Source organism: Rhodospirillales bacterium (assembly GCA_023898785.1).
In the GTDB taxonomy this organism is placed as follows: domain Bacteria; phylum Pseudomonadota; class Alphaproteobacteria; order Micavibrionales; family Micavibrionaceae; genus TMED27.
On the sequence record CP060239.1, the window covers coordinates 1,052,426 to 1,073,151 of the forward strand.

General features: G+C 50.8%; 22 protein-coding genes and 2 pseudogenes. 9 read left to right on the forward strand and 15 right to left on the reverse strand.

Translation table 11 applies throughout. The annotated features are described in order from the left end of the window. Positions 1-145 precede the first annotated feature (145 nt). From H6859_05330 to H6859_05340, 3 genes are all read right to left on the reverse strand, one after another. Positions 146-499: a hypothetical protein gene (locus H6859_05330; GenBank protein USO06582.1), complete on the reverse strand. Its 354-nt coding sequence runs from the start codon at positions 497-499 to the stop codon at positions 146-148. Positions 500-642: 143 nt separating this feature from the next. Then, positions 643-1,212, reverse strand: a complete 570-nt coding sequence (locus tag H6859_05335) for an HNH endonuclease (GenBank protein ID USO06583.1) — start codon at positions 1,210-1,212, stop codon at positions 643-645. 322 nt (positions 1,213-1,534) lie between these two features. Continuing rightward, positions 1,535-2,185, reverse strand: coding sequence for an alpha/beta fold hydrolase (locus tag H6859_05340; GenBank protein USO06584.1), 651 nt, complete (start codon positions 2,183-2,185; stop codon positions 1,535-1,537). A 20-nt stretch (positions 2,186-2,205) separates the two neighbouring features. On the opposite strand from H6859_05340, the gene H6859_05345 reads away from it, so the two are divergent. The 3 genes from H6859_05345 to H6859_05355 all read left to right on the forward strand — a co-directional run bounded on the left by H6859_05345 (position 2,206) and on the right by H6859_05355 (position 4,225). Further along, positions 2,206-3,246, forward strand: a complete 1,041-nt coding sequence (locus H6859_05345; GenBank protein USO06585.1) for a lipid A deacylase LpxR family protein — start codon at positions 2,206-2,208, stop codon at positions 3,244-3,246. Positions 3,247-3,388: 142 nt separating this feature from the next. Then, positions 3,389-3,703 carry a helix-turn-helix transcriptional regulator gene (locus H6859_05350; protein USO06586.1) on the forward strand — a complete coding sequence of 105 codons (315 nt, stop codon included), beginning with the start codon at positions 3,389-3,391 and terminating at the stop codon, positions 3,701-3,703. Between the two features lie 39 nt (positions 3,704-3,742). Then, positions 3,743-4,225: a GNAT family N-acetyltransferase gene (locus H6859_05355; protein ID USO06587.1), complete on the forward strand. Its 483-nt coding sequence runs from the start codon at positions 3,743-3,745 to the stop codon at positions 4,223-4,225. Here H6859_05355 and H6859_05360 read toward each other — a convergent pair. From H6859_05360 to H6859_05385, 6 genes and pseudogenes are all read right to left on the reverse strand, one after another. Beyond that, positions 4,163-5,650 (reverse strand): DUF853 family protein, encoded by a 1,488-nt coding sequence (locus H6859_05360; protein ID USO06588.1) that lies wholly within the window; start codon positions 5,648-5,650, stop codon positions 4,163-4,165. The genes H6859_05355 and H6859_05360 overlap by 63 nt on opposite strands. A 161-nt stretch (positions 5,651-5,811) precedes the next feature. Next, complete coding sequence (gene metC, locus H6859_05365) at positions 5,812-6,978, reverse strand: cystathionine beta-lyase (protein USO06589.1); 1,167 nt, start codon at positions 6,976-6,978, stop codon at positions 5,812-5,814. Further along, positions 6,975-7,802, reverse strand: coding sequence for a carbon-nitrogen hydrolase family protein (locus H6859_05370; GenBank protein ID USO06590.1), 828 nt, complete (start codon positions 7,800-7,802; stop codon positions 6,975-6,977). Before H6859_05370 ends, metC begins: the two co-directional genes overlap by 4 nt. 111 nt (positions 7,803-7,913) lie before the next feature. Beyond that, complete coding sequence (gene grxC / locus H6859_05375; GenBank protein ID USO06591.1) at positions 7,914-8,168, reverse strand: glutaredoxin 3; 255 nt, start codon at positions 8,166-8,168, stop codon at positions 7,914-7,916. Positions 8,169-8,483: 315 nt separating this feature from the next. Then, a pseudogene (locus tag H6859_05380) lies at positions 8,484-8,562 on the reverse strand (adenylosuccinate synthetase). A 26-nt stretch (positions 8,563-8,588) separates the two neighbouring features. Next, entirely contained in the window at positions 8,589-8,900 is a 312-nt protein-coding gene (locus H6859_05385) for a hypothetical protein (GenBank protein USO06592.1), read from the reverse strand. A 54-nt stretch (positions 8,901-8,954) separates the two neighbouring features. On the opposite strand from H6859_05385, the pseudogene H6859_05390 reads away from it, so the two are divergent. Both H6859_05390 and H6859_05395 read left to right on the forward strand, forming a co-directional pair. Beyond that, positions 8,955-10,060, forward strand: a pseudogene (locus H6859_05390) (IS3 family transposase). A 477-nt stretch (positions 10,061-10,537) separates the two neighbouring features. Next, complete coding sequence (locus H6859_05395) at positions 10,538-10,708, forward strand: hypothetical protein (protein ID USO06593.1); 171 nt, start codon at positions 10,538-10,540, stop codon at positions 10,706-10,708. 44 nt (positions 10,709-10,752) lie between these two features. Here H6859_05395 and H6859_05400 read toward each other — a convergent pair whose 3' ends face one another. After that, the gene (locus H6859_05400; GenBank protein ID USO06704.1) at positions 10,753-11,475 is read right to left on the reverse strand and encodes a ComF family protein; all 723 of its coding nucleotides are present in this window, start codon (positions 11,473-11,475) and stop codon (positions 10,753-10,755) included. 231 nt (positions 11,476-11,706) lie between these two features. On the opposite strand from H6859_05400, the gene H6859_05405 reads away from it, so the two are divergent. Genes H6859_05405 through gloB form a run of 3 tightly spaced genes read left to right on the forward strand, consistent with a single transcriptional unit; the run spans position 11,707 to position 15,859 of the window. Continuing rightward, positions 11,707-14,340 (forward strand): methyltransferase domain-containing protein, encoded by a 2,634-nt coding sequence (locus H6859_05405; protein USO06594.1) that lies wholly within the window; start codon positions 11,707-11,709, stop codon positions 14,338-14,340. Next, on the forward strand, positions 14,334-15,143 hold the full coding sequence (locus H6859_05410; GenBank protein ID USO06595.1) for an SAM-dependent methyltransferase: 810 nt from the start codon (positions 14,334-14,336) through the stop codon (positions 15,141-15,143). The genes H6859_05405 and H6859_05410 overlap by 7 nt, the downstream gene beginning before the upstream one ends. Continuing rightward, positions 15,140-15,859 carry a hydroxyacylglutathione hydrolase gene (gene gloB / locus H6859_05415; protein ID USO06596.1) on the forward strand — a complete coding sequence of 240 codons (720 nt, stop codon included), beginning with the start codon at positions 15,140-15,142 and terminating at the stop codon, positions 15,857-15,859. Before H6859_05410 ends, gloB begins: the two co-directional genes overlap by 4 nt. A 3-nt stretch (positions 15,860-15,862) precedes the next feature. Here gloB and H6859_05420 read toward each other — a convergent pair whose 3' ends face one another. The 3 genes from H6859_05420 to H6859_05430 all read right to left on the reverse strand — a co-directional run bounded on the left by H6859_05420 (position 15,863) and on the right by H6859_05430 (position 17,529). Next, positions 15,863-16,210 carry a hypothetical protein gene (locus H6859_05420; GenBank protein USO06597.1) on the reverse strand — a complete coding sequence of 116 codons (348 nt, stop codon included), beginning with the start codon at positions 16,208-16,210 and terminating at the stop codon, positions 15,863-15,865. An 80-nt stretch (positions 16,211-16,290) separates the two neighbouring features. Further along, on the reverse strand, positions 16,291-17,331 hold the full coding sequence (locus tag H6859_05425; protein USO06598.1) for a GMP reductase: 1,041 nt from the start codon (positions 17,329-17,331) through the stop codon (positions 16,291-16,293). A 15-nt stretch (positions 17,332-17,346) separates the two neighbouring features. Then, positions 17,347-17,529 carry a DUF1192 family protein gene (locus H6859_05430; GenBank protein ID USO06599.1) on the reverse strand — a complete coding sequence of 61 codons (183 nt, stop codon included), beginning with the start codon at positions 17,527-17,529 and terminating at the stop codon, positions 17,347-17,349. Between the two features lie 180 nt (positions 17,530-17,709). On the opposite strand from H6859_05430, the gene H6859_05435 reads away from it, so the two are divergent. Then, the gene (locus tag H6859_05435) at positions 17,710-18,396 is read left to right on the forward strand and encodes a DUF1013 domain-containing protein (GenBank protein USO06705.1); all 687 of its coding nucleotides are present in this window, start codon (positions 17,710-17,712) and stop codon (positions 18,394-18,396) included. A 271-nt stretch (positions 18,397-18,667) separates the two neighbouring features. Here H6859_05435 and H6859_05440 read toward each other — a convergent pair whose 3' ends face one another. Together H6859_05440 and H6859_05445 are read right to left on the reverse strand one after the other, a co-directional pair. After that, a complete protein-coding gene (locus tag H6859_05440; GenBank protein ID USO06600.1) occupies positions 18,668-20,173 on the reverse strand; it encodes an aldehyde dehydrogenase family protein in 1,506 nt (501 codons plus the stop codon). Further along, positions 20,170-20,721 carry a DUF924 domain-containing protein gene (locus H6859_05445; GenBank protein USO06601.1) on the reverse strand — a complete coding sequence of 184 codons (552 nt, stop codon included), beginning with the start codon at positions 20,719-20,721 and terminating at the stop codon, positions 20,170-20,172. The genes H6859_05440 and H6859_05445 overlap by 4 nt, the downstream gene beginning before the upstream one ends. Positions 20,722-20,726: the final 5 nt, after the last annotated feature.

Genomic DNA, 20,726 nt, shown 5'->3' on the forward strand with positions numbered 1-20,726 from the left:
CAAACATGACCTTAGAACCTTTTACTCAGAATGCTGCAAACAAAGGTTCATAGCGCGAAAGACCGCGGAAAGTCAAGGTTTTTAAGAGGAACAAAAAAGCCGGGGCGCTTTACGCCACCCCGGCTCTTTCAATATTTTAGTTCTGTTACTTACCCAATGTGGTCAGGTAAGACACAACGACCATACCGAGCATCACGTTCACGGTGTATGCTAGATACACGCCGAGGAACATGATCACTACAGACATGATGTCGCCTGTCAGTTTCTTTCCTGTCAGGATTGTGCTGCCCAGGACCAAAGTCCAGATCGCACCGATCATGGTATGGATCGAGCCTCCGTCGAAGAAACTCCCGACAGAACCTTCAATCACACCCAGTGTCACCAGATAGTGACCCAGGAAAGTTGATAATCCGACCAGCAGCATAACGTGGAATAGGAAAAACCCTACTGCACCTGTGATCGAACGAGTATGTGCAAGATTTGTAAGATGATTAAACATAATACACTCCTTTCGTTGCACGTGGTTAAGCGGAAACATAAGTCCAACCGTGGCCTTGTCCGCGTCTTTTCCAGCAGTGTCAAAGGAGCTTTATTTTCTAAACCGTTCTCCGTGACAAAGCCGAAACTTTATTTTGAACCCTATTAGAGTTCGTCTAATTCCGTATCCCAGTACAGAAAGTCTCCCCAGCTTTTGTGTAGAAAGTTCGGGGGGAACTTTCGCCCGTGCCCCTGAAGCTCATGCAGCATAGGCTGCCTTGGCTCATGGATCGGATACATATTTACTTCGTGCGGCATGCGGTTGCCTTTTTGCGTGTTGCATTTCTGACATGCCGCAACGATATTCTCCCAGTTCGTACGCCCTCCTCTGGAGCGCGGAATTACATGATCAAAAGTTAGTTCATGCGTTTTAAATGTGTTTGCACAATATTGGCATTGCCAGCGATCACGCAGGAACACATTAAATCTTGTAAAGGCCGGGCTTCGCGCCCTCGGCACATATTCTTTCAGAGCCAGCACACTGGGCAGCTTCATATCAAAACTCGGTGAGTGGACAACACGATCATATTCCGATATCACCGTGACCGTATCTCGAAAAATGGCCTTCACAGCTTCCTGCCAAGGCCATATTGAAAGCGGAAAATAACTCAGCGGCCTATAGTCAGCATTCAGCACAAGGGCTGGACATTGTTCAAGAGAGGTTGCTGCATTCATGTGCCCACACTCCTAACGTTTTTCCGTTGGCTTCGGTCGGAGGTCCGATAACATAGTGCGGTTCATAGTGCTGATCAGACCTCGCGCATCTAACACTTTCATTATACCATAAACCCGCGCCTTTCCTAAGTTTTTCGGTGGTTTCTATGCTGCACAACACCAATTTCCGTATTGCAATATTTTTCATATACCATAATAATTTTATGATTATTCAGTGGGTTATACCTCCTTGCGAAAGCAAAAAAGAGGAACTGTGCAGTGCGATATTCAAGTTGAATTAATTTATAAAAAAATACGCCGCAACGCTTTGAAAAAACATTTCTTACAATAATACAGATTTCAAAAATTCTGTGCCTGATTTTATCCCTGTTTCATCGATAGAATGCGATAGGCCCGGCGTGGTGTAACCACTCACTTCAAAGCCGCTGCGTTCTAACATGCTGCGTGCATGAGCGTATGCCTCGACAGGAACAACATCGTCAGCCTGCCCATGAATAAGGCGCACCGGGATTTTATTTGGTCCCGCTTCCCCGATCATAGAACCGGAATAGCCCAGTACACCGGCCAGCGTTTTTGGGTATCTGGGTGCGGCATACAGACTCATCATCGTGCCCTGAGAAAAGCCAACCAGCGCGGTCTTATTTGCGGGGATCTGATATTTTTCAATTTGATCAGCGATAAATTTCTGCAATATGGGGGCGGCGGTTTCGATTTCTGTGAGCATTTTATCGGGATCACGATCTTGAAAGGAAAACCATTGATAGCTGTTTGGATAGCCTGGGGGGACCATATCGCACACAAACGGCGCATCGGGTGAAACGAACGCGGCGTCAGGCACTTTCGCCGCAAAATACGGCGCCAATGAGATAAGATCCTGCCCGTTCGAGCCCAGCCCGTGCAGCAAAATCACCAGACTTTCGACCTGCCCTTGCGGCAATGCTTCATAAATATTGTTTATTTCACCTTCACTCATGCTATATGGCTAGCATGATCATGCGCACGACCCAAAGCCTATTCCTATTCGGCCTGTTTTTTCTTGCGGGCAATGTTGCCTGTGCGCAAGAGCCTTCGGTTGAGCAGCAGATCGTCGAGCGCGTTAAAAACTCTGAAAATAAAAATTTTGTCAGCCTGTCGGTAGAAAATGACTCTATTGGCGGGGGGACGGATCAGTTTTACACCAGCGGCGTGCGCCTGAGCTGGTTCAATGTGAATACACCTGTGCCGCCTATGATTGATGAAATGGCGGATATGGTGCCGACTTTTGATCTCAACGAAACCACCAGCACCCTTTTTACATTGGGGCAGAACATCTATACACCGGAAGATATTCGTATTGCCGCCAATCAGGATAATGACCGGCCATGGGCGGCGTTTCTTTACGGTTCTGTGGGGCTGGCGACACTGGAAAATAACCATATTGATGAACTGGAAGTAACGCTCGGCATTGTTGGCCCGGAAGCTTTGGGTGAACAGGCGCAGAAATTTATTCATAGCCATGTGACAAGTTCTCCAACTCCTAAAGGCTGGCGGCACCAGCTTGATTTTGAGCCTGGACTTATCATCTCCGCGCAGCGGCGCTGGCCGGGAGCTTATCACAAGACCATCGGCGATTACCGTTTGCGCGCTGAGCCGAATGTAAACGCCTCTTTAGGAAATATTTATACCTATATCGGGAGCGGTGTCAGCCTCTCTTTCGGCCCGTATCAGGGATACTTGCAAGATACGCCGCCGCGGGTGCGTCCTGCCATGCCCGGATCAGGTTATTTCGAAACGCCGGATCAGAACTGGAGCTGGTATCTGTTTGCCGGGCTCGACGGGCGGCTTATGGGGCACAATATTTTTCTGGATGGCAATACATTCAAAAGCAGCCACAGCGTCGATAAAAAGCCTTTTGTCGGCGATGTCTCCGCAGGGGTCGCCTTTACGCTTGGCAATTATCGGCTCTCCTATGCGATTAATGGACGCTCGAAAGAATTTGACGGGCAAAAGGGAACAAGCGTTTTTGGATCTTTAACGCTGTCGACACGATTCTAGCTCCGGCGTCATTGCGAGCGCACGTGAAGCAATCCATCTATTGGGCAGAACTCAGAGATGGATTTCCGCGTCAGACCTTCTGCCCTCCTCGCAATGACGAAATGCAGTGACAATGTCGCTTTCAGCCCGTATATTCTAATTTATGAAATACGATCTTCTTCATATTCAGGGACAACCCTATGTACTGGTGCCGCTGCATGATTACCGCAGCATGGTCAGCGGCGGGAAAAATAAGGGACTGCCGGATGAGATTCTCGATGCGCTCACAGCCCGCGAAGAAAGCCCGGTGAAAATTATGCGTAAACATCGCGGCATGACGCAAAAGGAACTGGCGGCGCTGGCCGGAATTTCACGGCCCTATCTCACCGAAATTGAAACCGGAAAAAAAGACGGCTCGATTCGCGCGATGAAAGCGCTGGCCGATGTGCTGGGCGTGAGCGTCGGGGCGCTGGCTTAGTTTGACAAGTTTATACTCAATATATTATACATAATCATTATGTTTACATACCGACTTACACAACCCTGGGAATATGATGAGATTGCGGCCTTAAACTGGCTGCCGCAGAGCGTTCGTGATGCGTTTTCCCGTTTCAGCGACCGGACGAAAGATATCATCGCCTTTAAATACATCAATAATGGAATCATTGAAGGTGTTGGCATTGCGAAATTTAAACATAATCGTCTGGGAACGCATATCGTCATTGGCCACCTGAATGTCAAGGATGGCTGTCGAGGCCAAGGCATCGGCAGCGCTCTGCTCAATCATTTTTTAGAGATTTCTGTTCAAAATCATGTTCCTTGCCGACTGCAAGTCGCTCCCTTTAATCGCGGGGCCAAACGGCTATATGGGCGGTTTGATTTTTCTGTGGCTCCCGATGAACAGGACCCTGGAACACTTTGGATGGCCAGATATCCGTTATCGTTTCAACCCGCCCATAATGCCGCGCATGACTTCGCGGGCGATAGTGCGGCCTATTGAAGAGCTGATTGAACGCACCATAGATTTTACAGCCGCTTCGCCGACGCTTTGACGGCTGGAGCGGTGTTTGGGTTGAGCATTCTCAGCCGCCTCTTGCGCTTTTTCAGCCTGCTCGGCGGCTTTTTTGGCGCGCAGCTGCAATACTTCATAGGCGCTTTCGCGGTCCTGTGTCTGGTTATATTTTGTGCCCAGACCGCTGGCTTTCATCTGCATGGTTTTGGCGTCAGGACTAGCCGGGCCGAGGCGTGAGGATGGTGGGCGGATTAGTGTGCGCTGGACAATTGAGGGCTGGCCATTACCTTCCAGAGTCGAGACCAGCGCCTCGCCGACACCCAGTTCGGTGATGACTTCAGCCACGTCGAATTTGTCATTTTCGCGGTAAGTCTGGGCTGCCAGCTTGATGGCCTTTTGCTGTTTGGGGGTGAAGGCGCGCAAGGCGTGCTGGATGCGGTTTCCGAGCTGACCCAAGATACTGTCAGGAACGTCTGCGGGGTTTTGAGTGATAAAGAACACGCCAACGCCTTTGGAACGAATCAGACGCACGACTTGCTCCACCTTATCGAGCAGCGCCTTGGGCGCGTCATCAAAAAGCAAATGCGCTTCATCGAAAAAGAAGACCAGTTTCGGGCGGTCGGCGTCACCAGCCTCTGGCAGTTCCTCGAATAATTCAGCCAGCAGCCAGAGCAGGAAGGTGGCGTAGAGCCGGGGGGATTGCATCAATTTATCGGCGGCGAGGATGTTGACATGGCCACGCCCGTCGAGATCGGTGCGCATAAAATCGCGTAAGTCCAGCGCGGGTTCGCCGAAGAAATCAGCCGCGCCTTGATCTTCGAGGCGCAGAAGTGAACGCTGAATTGCGCCGACGCTTTGCGGGCTGACATTGCCGTAGGTTTTGGAAATTTCGGCGCGTTGTTCATGCACGGTATTCAGGAGTGCACGCAGATCTTTAAGGTCGAGCAGCAGCAGGCCTTGTTCGTCGGCCACGCGGAAGGCGATATTGAGGACGCCTTCCTGTGTGTCGTTAAGTTCGAGAATGCGCGCCAGCAAAAGCGGGCCCATTTCGGAAACAGTCGTGCGGATCGGATGGCCCTGATCCCCAAACAAATCCCAGAATACGGCTGGGTAGGCCCGCGCTTTATATTCATCGCCAAAACCGATGATGTCAGCGCGTTTGGTCAGGAAATCCTGCATTTCTGAGGGCTGGCAAATACCGGACAGGTCGCCCTTCACATCGGCCATAAAGACCGGCACACCCACATCAGAAAAGCCTTCGGCCAAATTTTGCAGCGTGACAGTTTTTCCCGTTCCAGTCGCCCCGGCGATCAGACCATGACGGTTCCCCCATTTCAGCGGGAGGTACTGGGCGAGTTTTTCTTTGCCAACGCTTTGGCCGACATAAACGGCATCGTCTCTAAGCTTTTTCATGCTTCATTCCTCTTTGTCATTGCGAGCGCGAAGCAAATGCATAGCATTTGTTCGCATTTTTATAAAGCAAACAAATCTGTGAGTTGCTTTGCGCGAAGCAATCCAGAAACAGCAAAACAAAAATGGATTGCCGCGTCGTCTTTGCCTCCTCGCAATGACGGTTACTTTAGTTTCTTAAATGCCTGTTCCAGGTCAGCGATGAGATCGTCTGGATCTTCAAGGCCGATTTGCAGACGCAAGAGTTGTCCGGTTTCGTTCCATTTTTTGGCTTTGCGCCAGCCGATTTCGATTTGCGGCTGGAGCAGGCTCATATAGCCGCCCCATGAACTGCCGATGGGAAAGAGTTCCAGCACGTTGATGAAATTACTGACCTGCTCTTTGGAATAATCTTTGAGCAAGATGCTGAGCAATCCGTTAGAACCGGAAAAATCACGTTTCCACAGAGCGTGGGTTGGGTGATCGGGCAACGCGACGTGATAAACGCGGCGCACCTCATCCCTGCCCTGTAGCCACTGCGCGATTTGCAGGGCGCTGGCGGCCTGGCGCTTCATACGCATTTTCATGGTGCGCAACCCGCGCAGAGCCAGCGATAAATCCAACGAGCCGGGGCAATGGCCGAGATCAACATGCGCGGATTTGAGGCGCTTATAATGCTCTTCGGTATCGGCGACGGCGTAGCCCAAATTCACATCGGCATGGCCGCTAATATATTTGGTCGCGGCGCAGACCGAGATATTGACTCCATGCGCCAAAGGCTTGAACAGCAGACCGCTGGCCCAAGTGTTATCCATGATCGTCGTAACGCCGCGTGCTTTGGCTTCTTTGACAATGGCGGGGACATCCTGCACCTCGAATGTCGCCGAGCCGGGTGATTCCAGATAAATTACGGCGGTGTTATCCTTGATCAGGTCTTTGATCCCTGCCCCTACGCATGGATCATAATATTCGACTTCGACGCCGAAACGTCCCAGAAGTTTATCGCAGGCGATGCGGGTGGGCGGATAGATGCTGTCGCACGTCAGCAGATGATCGCCTGCTTTTAAAAAAGCCAGAAGCGCGGCGGTAATCGGGGCGAGACCGGTCGAAGAGCTTACCGCCTTATACCCCCCTTCCAACTCCGCCATTGCCGTTTCGAAATGATTGCTTAAGGGATGGCTGATATTGGCGTAGGTAAATTTCTGGCCTTTTTTGGTTTCGTAGCCTTCCAGGTCCTTATATTTAATCGTGGAGGCCTGCACGATCGGCGGGTTCATTATGCCGTGATAATCATCCGGGTCGCGGCCCAGTTTGGTTAGAAGCGTGTCTTCTTTGAATTTCTTGTCGCTCATATTTTTATCTCATAGTCCCGGTCATGCTGAAGCGCGGGGATACTGGCGCGCGCTTTTTCAACTTCATTTAAATCGATTTCAGCCGTTATGATACCGATTTCCCGCTCCATTGCAGACAAAATCTCGCCCCAGGGGCTGATAATCATCGAATGCCCCCATGTCTGGCGTCCTCCTTCATGCTCGCCGGTCTGGGCAGCGGCCAAAACGAAGCTGCCGGTTTCGATGGCGCGGGCGCGCAGCAGGACTTCCCAATGCGCCTGACCGGTCGGCATGGTGAAGGCGCTCGGCGCAGTGAGGATTTGCGCGCCTGCTTTGGCCATATCGCGCCAGAGATGGGGAAAGCGCAGATCATAGCAAATGCCCATGCCGAGCTTTACGCCCTCCATATCGGCGATCGCGGCTTTCGTGCCCGGTTCGAATTCAGCGCTTTCACGATAAAATTCAGTGCGCGAGAGAGTGACATCGAACATGTGGATTTTGTCGTAGGTTTGAACGATTTTGCCATCAGGGGGAAATAAAAAAGAGCGGTTTGCGAGTTTTTCGCCGCTAACACGCACACCCAGCGAGCCTATCAGCAGCCAGATGCCCAACTCTTTGGCCAATGCGGCGAAAAAGGCAATAGGCTTGTGCGCGCTCATATCGCCGGAGGTGGCGACGCGGTCTTTGACGTAGCGGCGCATCTGATCAGTGTTTTCGGGCGTCAGTATGAACTGCGCACCCTGCTCTGCCGCCTTGCGGATGAGGGCAGCGGCAGCCTTCATGTTTTCATCCATATCCGGGCTGCTGGTCAATTGAATACAGGCGGTTTTGATTTTATTGTTCATTCTTTTCTTTCTATGTCATCCCGAGCGCAGTCGAGGGATCTTTTCTTTTAACTGTTTACAAAGATCCCTCCACTCCGGGCTAACGCCCTTCGGTCGGGATGACGTCAAAAGCTACTCCAAAAGTCCATCCAACTCGTTATTCGTATCGAGCATGTGCAGATCATCGCAGCCGCCGATCAGCTTATCATCAATGAAAATCTGCGGGACGGTTTTCGGCCCGCCGGTGCGTTCGACCATTTTCGCGCGCGCTGCTTCATCCCCGGTTATGTCATACCCCGTATATTCCACGCCCTTTTTATCCAGCAATGCGCGGGCTTTTTTGCAATAAGGGCATGTGGTCCAATAATAAATTTCAACGTTTGCCATTCATGAATCTCCTTCTTATGACTGAATCTCACGAAAAAAGTAGTGCGATCATAGCGGTAAGGCAAATAAATCTTCGGGTAAATACTAGGCTCAGGACCTAATAAACAGGATTCACCGGTTAATTTGTGGTTCATTGATAATGAAAGAGAATTTCATCATGAGGGCTTTGTATTGGTTACCAGAGGAGCGGTTAAAGAAGATAGAGCCCTATTTTCTGCTGTCACGCGGGGTACCGCGCGTGAATGATATGCGGGTTATCAGCAGCAGCATCTTTGCTCCCAAGTGTGGCTTGTAGTGGCGTGATGCGCAGGGCGAAGACAGCCAGTCCACAATTTTCCCTTTTCCCTTTTCCTTCATCGCCCCACTGAGACCCGATCACCGCTACGTTACTCATATTGTTTTTTTCCTTTTTTTATTCACTTATTTTACTATAAACCAACTCAAGATAAGTATTGGCCCATACAAAAATAATAACACTAGAAATTCCTTGATATATTGCTTCCAACCATATTTAAGCACTCCTGTTCTTTGCTCTTTCTGCCAATAATATTCCCCAACAATCCGCACGAAAGAATACTGAATAAAAAGCAAGGCAGGATACAGCAAATAAAAATGGAACGTTACATAATCACTTCCTAAATCCTCCCCTTCTTTTTGAAAAATTAAGGTATCCAAAGCACCTGCAATAAAAAAATTTAAAAAAAGCCACGCACAAAAGAGAGGTGGTCCCAAGAATTCGGACAGTGAGTTAAGCTACGATCTATGACCGAAGGAGGGTCATGGATTATGAGCAAGACAAGGAAGAACTACCCGGCGAAGTTTAAAGCGCAGGTTGCGCTGGCGGCGTTGCGGGAGGACGCGCCGATCACGGAGCTGTCATCCCGTTACGGGGTGCATGCGACGGTCATTCACCGTTGGAAGAAGGAGGCTCTGGCTGCGCTGGAGGCGGGTTTTGCGGGCAAGCTGGAATCGCGAGCGGACGCGCATAACGCCGAGGTCAGGGACTTGCACGCCAAGATCGGACAGCTGACAGTGGAACGTGATTTTTTAGCCGATGCCTCCGCCCGGTTGCGGTCCGGGGGCGGCAGGAAATGGTAGACCCGTCCAATGACAATATCGGCATCGCGGCGCAGTGCCGGTTGCTGGGGATCAGCCGCTCTGGCTGGTATTACGAGCGGCGCGGGGAGAGCGCGGACAATTTGGCGCTGATGCGGCTGATTGACGCGCAATTCCTGCAAACCCCGTTTTACGGATCCCGTCAGATGGCCCGGCATCTGCGCCGTCAGGGGTACGAGGTAGGCCGCACCCGCGTGCGGCGTCTGATGCGCCTGATGGGAATCGAGGCGGTCTATCAAAGGCCGCGCACTTCGATGCCGCATCCCGGCCACCGGATTTATCCCTACCGGCTCAAGGGGCTCACGATCACCCGCCCGAACCATGTATGGTGCGCGGATATCACGTACATCCCTGTCAAACGCGGGTTTTTGTATCTGGTAGCGATCATGGACTGGGCCAGCCGGAAGGTGCTGGCCTGGCGGCTGTCGAACACGATGGAAACGCGCTTTTGCGTGGAGGCGCTGGAGGAAGCCATCGCCCGCTACGGGCCGCCGGAGATCTTCAATACCGATCAGGGCAGCCAGTTCACGGCGGACGCGTGGACGGGCGTCCTGAAAGAAAACGGGATCGCGATCTCGATGGACGGCAAGGGCCGCTGGATGGACAATGTGTTCATCGAGCGGCTGTGGCGGAGTCTGAAATATGAATGCGTGTATCTGAACGCGTTCGAGAGCGGCCTGCAAGCCAGGCGGGATATCGGGCGCTGGCTGGCGTTTTACAACGCGCAGAGGCCGCATTCGGTATTTGATGGACAACCCCCGGACGACGTTTATGATGAACGAAATTTTGTTTCTCCGGCCTCGGGCTTGCCGCCTCCGCCTAACGGCTCCGGCGGCCGCGCCCTTCACCCGGAGAAACAAAACCACAGGCAGGCGGCATGACAATAACCAACCGATCGTAGCTTAACTTCGCCGCAAAGCTGGCCGAAGAACCGAGACCACCTCTAAGTAATGTTGGTGTAACAAAGTATATTCGTCCCCCCTTTTCCTTCTGCAATAACCGGCAACAAGGGAATAAAGGCACATCATCAAGCCTATAATTATGACTAGGACAAATGAAACTAATTTTAAATTATAGTTGTCTTCCATCTGGCCAGCATCAACATCAATGTGCGTTACGTTCACAAAGAACCTATATAATATACCTGGTGAAGGGCTTGGAGCCCACTTACCGTGGATCAATTTAACGAATCATCTCTTTTATACAAGCGGCAATTTCGTTGTTTTACGTACAGCGCTTGATGTCTTCTAAGCTTGGGATCCATAACAGAATTGTGTGAGAAAAGCATTGAGCCGCGCATCCCGCCGAAGAAGAACCATAAAATCAAAAGCGCATATGACGAAGCGCTCTACAAACAGCGCCGCAAGGTCGAGAACATGTTGTATGAGATCCCTCGTCGTAAACTCCTCGGGATGACGAATTAAAAAGTAGTTCAGCGCCCATGCCAAGGCAAATGGATAATTATGGCCTATCCAAAACCTTCACGTACAACGCGGGTCAATGTCAGCACATGCACCTTGGCTGCGCCGGATTTGAGCAGGGTTTTCGTGCATTCCTTCACGGTCGCGCCCGTGGTGAATACGTCGTCTATCAGTACAACCGTTTTTCCGTGGATGATTTTTTCACGATCCGGGCAGAGCGCAAAGGCGCGCTTGACGTTTTTGTGACGTTCAGCGGCCTTCAGATGCCCCTGCACGGGCGTAGCGCGGGTGCGGCGCAGAGCATGATATTCCACAGGAATATTGACCGCCTTTGACAGCGCACAGGCCATAATTGCGGACTGATTATAACGCCGGGATAAAAGCCGCCAGCGGTGTAACGGCACGGGAATTAGTATATCGGCTTCTTCCAGTATTCGCGCCCCGGCCTTTTCCAGCCATAGCACAAAAGCCCGCGCAATATGGGTTTGATCGCCATGTTTAAAGCCCAAAACCAGATCACGTGAAGTATCGTTGTATTTCAAAGCCGAACGGGCAAGATCAAAAGGTGGCGGGCGATCAAGGCATGAGGCGCACAGCGAGCCTTCCTCGACTTCAAAATCAAAAGGAAAGCCGCACTGAGCGCATACGGGATCGGTGATAAATTCAAGCGTATTCCAGGCCTGAGGGCTGAGCATACCTTGCTGATCGACCGTTTCGCCCGTGACCACGCAACGCGGCGGCAAAACGGTGTCTACCGCTTGCATGAGCATGTCTTGAAAGGGTTTAAAGGCTGCATCCATAAGATTTAAAAAACCACAGATCAATGCAGATGAACACGGTTTTTTTGGGGGCATCATTGCGAGGAAGGCCGTCAGATCTGACGCGGCAATCCAATGGCAGATAGATAGATAGCTTCGCCTTCGGCTCGCAATGACGAAAAAAGCGCTGTTTAACGCTTATATATTTGAATATTTTGCGTAAAATCGCTATGGTGCGTCGCTATGGCAGAAAAACTGGAAACAGAAGCGGAAAGTTATATCGAGAAGCGCAACTTGCTGCTGAAAGATATTGAGCCTGCCGTCATCAGTAAAGCATGGTTTACACTGTCGCACTTGTTACTGGATGAAGGGGCACATGTGGTGGATATGGGCTGCGATGATGGGGCAATGACCTATGCTATGGCGGCAATGAATCCGAAGGTGCACTTCACAGGACTGGACAAGGCCAAACGTCAGGTGAACAAAGCCAAAGAGATCTATAAACTGTTTAATCTCGATTTTAAAGTTGGGGATGCCTCTTCGGAGATTTTTGAGCCTGAATCCGTTGATGCGGTTATCAATTCTTATATCCTTCACGAGATTTTTTCGAATTCGCGTTATAGCGAACAAACTGTTAGCGATACGCTGCGTAAGCAATTCAAGATGCTGAAAAAAGGCGGCGTGATGTTTATTCGCGATTTTGCGAAACCACCGCCGGAAGAATTTGTTCTGCTTGAAATGCCTGATGAGCCAAGCACGGGCAAGACCCTTGCGCGTCTTTCTCCCCCCGATATTCTGGTATGGTATGCAGAACATGCCCGTCCCCGTCAAGATGCGGGCTGCGGCGGGTTTTTTCTTGAAGAACTGCCTGAGCGGTTTCCACGTACGCGGCTATTTCGCCTGCCGTATAAATGGGCCTATGAATTTATTATGCGCAAGGATGATCGCTCTCACTGGGAAAGTGAGCTGCCAAAAGAATACACGTTCTTTACGCCAATGGAATTTCGTAAAGAACTCAGTGCACTCGGCGCGCGGGTGCAATATTCCGGCCCACATTGGGATGATGATCTGATTAAGGAAAAGTTTGAAGGGCGTTTTCGCCTATATGCGGATGATGGTACGCCTTTGGGTGATCCGCCAACTTGTTATGTTGCTGTGGCTTATAAGATGGCAGAACGTAAGAGCCTGCATATTGAGGAGCGCCGTCCGTCTTCAACGGATTCTGGAAAGCTCAAAATCACCGCCATGCGCAACGAGAAAACCGGTGAAATCATGGATGTCGTGAGCCGGGATATTGATGTGAGCGAGGTCATTCCTTACCGCGTTGATGAAGAAGGGCGGCTGAAAATTTACCTGCACGACGGGGTGGCGCGCTCTATCACCAACGCCGTGCCGCGCGGCGGAGTGAATATTGATGAGCGGCGCTGGTCCGGGCATATGGCGGAAGCCATTACTGTCGATGGAGAAGCGATTTCATCAATCGAAACGTTTGATGTTAAGCATAGCGTTCTTTTCGCGCGTGATTATCTGGGCTTAAAACCTGAGGCTAATGCGATTATCGAACATGGGCCTGATTATTACCCTGCGCCCGATTATATTGATGAACGCATTCACACTTTTTACCTGCGGGTATGCCCTAGCAAAAATGCGGTGACGCCGAAAAAGGTCATCGGCGTAGAAAAATTTCAGGCCAAAGGCGTGGTGCGCGAAATGGATGCGCAGCAGGTTCTGAACGCTATTACGGTGGGAATGATTCCGAATGCGCGGCTGGAGATGCAAATTCTGTCTTTGTTTCATCATCTGAGACTGCGCGCAGAAACGTGGACATCAAGGCAACTCAATTTACAGGTTTCGAAAATCAATAAAAAAGCTGATGTAAAAAATCTTCTGACAAAAATGGGCGAAGAAGATTTTCGCTTTAAAAAGGTTAAAGGCACCACCGGACAATTGCGTTCCGTGCATTCCACCTTTGTTGAAGAGGGGCAAAGCCGCGGGAGCATATCGGGGCTATCGGCTGAAAGCGTTGATTTCATCGTTCATGACGGTAAGACAATCAATACGGCTGTTGTGCTGCCGCTCACGAAAGATGAAAAAAACACCGTGCATGCAGGCGTGGTTACCCATCATTTACCCGTACCCCAGCGGCATGAGGGCAACGGGCTAACAATTTCGGTGCCGAGTTTTAACGTGCCGGCCGAAGTGACCAACCTCAAAATGATGAAGAAGTTTCTGGCTGATGAGTTTGGCGTAACGCCGAACAAGATTATTAAGCTGGGGGAGAGTTATTTTACCCATGTCGGCATGACACCACACCGCATTCATCCGTTTGTTGTGGCCGCCCCTGCCGAAGCGATGAAGGGGCCGAACACCAAGTTTTTGCCGTTTTATCAATTGATGCTGCTCCAGCGTCTACTCTCGAAAGAACCGCATTTCATGCTGGCTGTGGCACGGGCCTACCGGTATTTTCATGAGGAAATGCGTCTGGATGCCAAGCGGCAGGTCAAAGCGATTTTACAGCAGCGTTTTGCCGGGCAAGAGCCGGACTGGTCGATTCCGCTGAATTATAATTCTTTGGAAGTGCTGAAAGCGCAAACGCAGGAAAAGCTGAAATATCAGGCCGAAGTGCAGCTCAAAGAACGGCTGGAAGAGAAAAAAGAGGATGTAAAGAAAGCACAGCACAAGGCCTTCCATCAGCAAAACACGCCGATGCCCATTGAAGAAAAACCCCAAGACCCCAAACCTCAAGCTGATGAGCCTAATTACGCTGCAGAGGAGATTTCTCCAGCGCAGGAAAAAGAATTTGAGGCGGAGTTAGAGGCGTTTATGGATGTGGTAGAAAACGAACCTGACCTCACGCCGCGCCCAGAAAAATGGTGAAGCCGAATGACAATACCACTCTGTTTGACCCTGATGCGCGACGCGTAGCGCGCCGGCGCGCTGCTTCGAGCTTTGATCAATATCGGTTTTTACATGATATGGCCTGGGGGCAAATTCTCGATCGGCTGGGCGATGTTCGGCGCGACTTTGGTGCGCGCCATAATTTGTCTGCGCACGACTTTGACAATGAGACTGAAGCGCTGGCCTTTGAACCTGAAAGCCTTGCGTTGATCACCAGTTGTTTGAACCTGCATGCGGTCAATGATTTGCCGGGCCTGCTAGTGCAGATTCGCAAGAGCCTCAAGCCCGACGGGTTGTTTATGGCGGCGATGTTCGGTGGTGAAACGCTTTATGAGTTGCGCGAAAGCCTGATGGAAACAGAATTGACCTTAAAGGGCGGCGCAAGCCCACGGGTTTTTCCATTTGCGGATAAGCAGCAGATGGGCGGGCTGCTTCAGCGCGCGGGGTTTGCCCTGCCGGTGGTGGATTCGGATATTGTGCGAGTGAGTTATGAGGACATATTTAAGCTCATGCATGATCTGCGCGGCATGGGGGAGAGCAATGTGATTGCGGCGCGCAGCCGCATTAATCCAGGCAAAGCGTTTTTCACGCGCGCGGGACAGTATTATCAGGAACATTTTACGGAAAAAGACGGACGGATCACGGCGAGCTTTGAGATTATATATCTGATCGGCTGGGCACCGCATGAAAGCCAGCAACAGCCTCTCAAACCGGGGAGTGCGGAAAGACGGCTGGCTGATGCGCTCATGACCAGAGAAGAAAAAGCGGGAGAGCCCCTATGATCAACGTCACACTCATTCCGGTTCATAAGGATAATTACTGCTATTTGCTAGAAGGCGATGACGGCAGCGTTGCGATTGTCGATCCCGGCGAGGCTGGGCCAGTGATTGCAGCACTTGAGGCGAAGGGTCTCAAACCAGATGTGATTTTGATCACGCATCATCATTGGGATCATATTGACGGGACCTCCGGCCTGCTCAAATGGCATCCCTGCCCGGTTGCCGGACCGGCCAGTGAAACCGCCCGCATTCCCCAGATGGATATTTTTCTGGATGAGGATAGCAATTTTAAATTTGGCGGTGAAGCATTGCATGTGCTCGAAACACCGGGACATACACGCGGCGCTATTTGCCTGTATTTTCCTGAGAACAAGCTGGTGTTTACAGGTGATACGCTATTTTCCATGGGGTGTGGGCGGCTGTTTGAGGGCACGCCCGAACAAATGTGGCATTCGTTACAAAAGATTGCTGCACTTCCCGATGATACGCAAGTTTACTGCGGTCATGAATATACGCTGGCCAATGCGGAATTTTGTTTAAGGATTGCGCCAGATAATGCAAAACTGCAAGAGCGCGTCAAACAGGTCCGTGCCTTGCGTAAACAAGGAAAATCAACGCTGCCGGTTTTATTAAAAACTGAAAAAGAGACCAATGTGTTTTTACGCGCCGGATCGGCAAAAGATTTTGCCAAACTGCGCGCATTGAAAGATCAGGCGTAAACCCTATTCTTCATCGCCTTCGAGTTTTTTCTCATCTTTTTTAGGTTTGAGCTTTGGCTTAGGGTTATCAGACTTTTTTTCGTTGCCTTTGCTCAGGTCGGCATCATCTTTCTTTTGCGCGCCTCTGGCATCGCGGTGGGCGGGAATCGGCATAGGTTTTTGTGTCATCTGCTTGCGATCACTTACAGCAATTTCAATTTCCAGACGCGAGGCGACTTTGCGCAGCTCATGGACGGCGTCTTGCAGAGTTTCGCGCGCGGTGGCATTTTTCTTGTCTCCGTCCCAGGCATCATAGGCTTTCAAACAATTGGCAGTGCTGTCTTGTAAGCGCTGTTTTACTTCATCTGACATGGCGTGTCTCCCTGTTTCACTCAATGAGATACCAGATTAACGAGCGCTTCGTCGATACGCAACCTTCCTAAAGAGGTAATTTATTCATTTCCAAAAATGGTGTTGAGCTGTTGGGATACACGAATGAATGTTGTGCGCTTTGAAAGCTCTTTCAACTGGCGTGCACCAACATAGGTGCAGGTTGATCTCAGACCACCAAGAATGTCTTGCAGACTGGCTTCAACGGGACCGCGGTATGGAACCTTAACCGTTTTGCCTTCGCTGGCACGGTATTCCGCAACGCCGCCTTTATGTTTTTTCATCGCGGTCGAACTGCTCATTCCATAGAATTGCAAGAATTTTTCACCGCCCTCTTTGACAATTTTCTGTTCGCTCTCATCATGCCCGGCGAGCATGCCGCCCAGCATAACGAAGTCCGCGCCAGCGGCAAGGGCTTTGGCGATGTCGCCCGGCACGGTGCACCCACCGTCGCCGCAGATCAAACCGCCAAGGCCATGGGCGGCATCAGCGCATTCGATGATCGCGGAGAGCTGTGGATAGCCTACTCCAGTCATTTTACGTGTTGTACAGACGCTGCCCGGTCCGATACCGACTTTTACAACATCAACGCCTGCGAGGATGAGTTCTTCAACCATTTCACCGGTTACAACATTGCCAGCCATAATGGTCAGATCCGGGTATTTATTGCGGATGCTTTTGACAAAATCGACAAAATGTTCGGAATAACCATTGGCAACATCAACGCAGATTTTATCCGGATGGTGGCCAGCCTTCATAAACTCATCGAGTTTTTCTTCATCTTCCTTGACCATGCCGATGGAATACCAGACCGAGCCATGACCGGCATCACCGTAGAATTTTTGCAGTTCTTTGAGGGGGTAATGCTTGTGCAGCGCTACGCTCAAGCCATTTCCGTCCTCGGCGAAGGCCTTGGCCATGGCAAATGTGCCGACGCCGTCCATGTTGGCGGCAATGATGGGTACGCCATTGAACTTCTTACCGCTCCATTTAAACGTAAATTCACGAGCAATATCGACATTCTTGCGGCTGGAGAGCGTTGAACGTTTAGGCCGGATGAGGACATCTTTAAAATCGAGTTTCGTGCTTTCTTCAATGCGCATGGCAAACCTTTAATATTAGGATTTAAATATGGAAGCGGCGGCTTCGTGAGAGGCTTTCTTTTTGGAAATGTCTGTTTCGACCTTGGTGATTTCGGCCTCTAATTCCTCAATATATTCTTCCCGTTCGGAAACCGACATGTTTTCCAAATTGCGGGGAAATTCAGCCACTTTGGGCTTTGGCAGGTCATCATCAAACATTACTTAGAAAACGATACGCATGGCAGCAAGCGAAATCAATTTAAAATTTTTCTGGTAATTTTATGAAAGCGCGCTTATATATGGGGCGTTCCCTTAAATACTATGTTTATAAACTGGCCTTTTGGAACGAGGGCGAGAACAAATTTTTGTGGAGTTTTTACCATGGCAACTGCAGTGAATATGAGCGGACAATTATTGATGCCAAAAGCAACAGCTGTCTGGCTGATTGAAAATACGGCTTTGACATTTAGGCAAATTGCGGAATTTACGGCGCTGACCGAAATTGAAATTGAGGCGCTGGCTGATGGCGAGATTGGCCGCGGGCTTGTGGGACGCAACCCGATGGAAAGCCATGAACTCACGCAGGAAGAGCTGGAGCGCTGTCAGGCAGATCCATCAGCGAATTTAAAAATTGCGAAAAGCAGCTTGCCTCCCGTGAAGACCCGTGCCAAGGGACCGCGTTATACACCTGTTTCCAAGCGTGGGGACAAGCCGGATGCGATTGCTTATATTCTCAAGCACAACTCCGAAATTTCCGATGCACAGATTTGCAAGCTTGTCGGCACAACCAAGCCAACCATCACGGCAGTGCGTGAGCGTACTCATCCAAATACGCCGAATTTACGGCCACGCCACCCGGCAGAGCTGGGGCTGTGCACGTGGCAGGAATATGAGAAGGCTTCGGATAAAGGCCTGAAGGCGCAAGGAAAAGACCCTGAAGAAGTAAAAGCCCAGCGCCTCGCCGAGCAGCAGGCGTCATTGTCTCAACCTGAGGAAAGCGATGATTCTTCCAGCTCCGGCGGGTTTGATTTTTCAAACTTTCTTGGCGATGCACAGAAGTTTTCTTCTTCGTCTGAAGAAGATTAACCTCTTTTCGTCATTGCGAGCGTACGCGAAGCAATCCATCTCTTGTACATATTTCAGGGATAGATTGCCGCGTCAGGCCTTCGGCCTTCCTCGCAATGACACCCCCAAAAAAACCGTGTTCATCTGCATTGATCTGTGGTTTTTTAAATCTTATGGATGCAGCCTTTAAACCCTTTCAAGACATGATATCTCGGCGGCAGTCGAAGGCCCGCTCAGAACAAGGAGTATAATGATCAGGATATTACGCATGATTGCTCTCCCACTATGAATATTAAAGGTCGAACCGCACGCCCTGGGCCAGCGGCAATTCATCTGAATAATTGACGGTTTGGGTCTGACGGCGCATATATGTTTTCCAGCTGTCAGAGCCGCTTTCACGCCCTCCTCCTGTTTCCTTTTCACCGCCGAAAGCGCCGCCGATTTCCGCGCCGGAGGTGCCAATATTGACGTTGGCGATACCACAATCACTGCCTGTGGCGGATAGAAAGCGCTCGGCTTCTCGGACATCATTGGTAAAGATGGCCGAGGATAGCCCCTGCGGCACGGCGTTTTGCAAAGCAATCGCTTCGTCGAGCGTTTTATATTTCATGACGTAGAGAATCGGCGCGAAGGTTTCCTCACAAACAGTTTTGGTCTGCTTTGGCATCTCAACCAATGCCGGATGGACGTAGGTGCCCGGCTCATCGCTGTGAGCGCGCTCACCGCCTGCCAAAATCTTACCGCCCTGCTCTATCGCCTCTTCAAGAGCTTCCATCATCTGATCAAGCGCGCCATGGTCGATCAACGGACCGACCAGTGTGCCGTCTTTCAGCGGGTTGCCGACGCGGATTTGTTCATAGGCTTTTTGGAGCGCCGGAATTAACGAGCCATATATATCCTCATGTACGATGAGGCGGCGGGTGGTAGTGCAGCGCTGACCAGCCGTGCCAACCGCGCCAAAAAGAATGGCATGCACAGCCATATCAAGATCGGCACTTGGCGCAACAACAAGCGCGTTATTACCGCCCAGCTCCAGAAGGCTGCGGCCCAGCCTTTTGGCAACCGCCTGCCCCACTGCACGGCCCATCGGGACGCTGCCTGTGGCGCTGATCAACGAAAATGCCGGATGATCGACCATGGCTTGGCCAACCTGCGCTCCGCCAATCAAAACTTGTGAGAGGTGATCGGGAATGTCATGGCCGGATACTTTGAATTTAGCGGCGGCTTTGTCAAACAGCTTTTGGCAGGCCAGTGCGGTGAGCGGGGTTTTTTCCGATGGTTTCCAGACGATAGAATTGCCGCAAACCAGTGCGATAGCCGCATTCCAGCACCAAACCGCGACGGGAAAGTTAAAGGCGGAAATAATGCCCACAGGGCCTAAAGGCTGCCAGACTTCACGCATATGGTGCTCTGGGCGCTCCGAGCCGATCGTCAGGCCGTAGAGCTGGCGCGACAGACCCACGGCAAAGTCACAAATATCAATCATTTCCTGGACTTCGCCAAGGCCTTCGGACAAGATCTTGCCGCATTCAATGGTTGTGAGTTTGCCGAGATCATCTTTGGCCGTGCGCAGTTCTTCTCCCAGCAAGCGAACAAATTCGCCGCGCACAGGAGCCGGAACTTTGCGCCAGTCTTCAAATGCGCTTTGAGCATTCCTGGCAATGGCCTCAATATCGCTGGAGCTGTGCTCCTTTACCTTACCGAGGCTCGAGTCATCAATGGGGGAGAAGACTTCTAAAGATCCTGCTTTGTCTGTTCTTACACCCAGCGCTTTTAGTGTGTTTTCATACTTGCTCATAAAAACCCCTTATGCGTTTTAAGAAACTCGATTTCTTCGGCGGTGCTTTCCCGTCCTAAAATTTTATTCCGGTGGGGAAAACGGCCAAATTTTTCGATCGGTACGTAGTGACGCCTGGCATACATATCCCCGGCAGGGTTGTCTTCGGCCATGGCACCAAACAGTTCAACGGATTTGATTTGATCGGAAAGAGATTCGCTGTGCTGAAATGGAAGATAAAGAAAACCGCGTTTTACCGGTTCTAATATCTGATCAAATCCTTTATGCACGGCTTGTTTGGCGACCAGAAGCGCGCGCTCATCGCTGGCGAAAGATTTTGGCTGGCCGCGATACATATGGCGGGGGAATTGATCCAGAACAATAACAAGCGCTAACGAGCCTTCCGCATCCACCGCCCAGTGATTACAGAGCCCATCATCGGCCATTTCGTGTGTAAGGGCGAAGCGCTCTAAAATTTCCGCATCAACAGCCGCGCTGGATTGGAACCATTGTTGGGGTTCTAGCTCCTCGAACCAGAAGTGGATAATTTCTTGCTGTGTATCACGCATAGGAA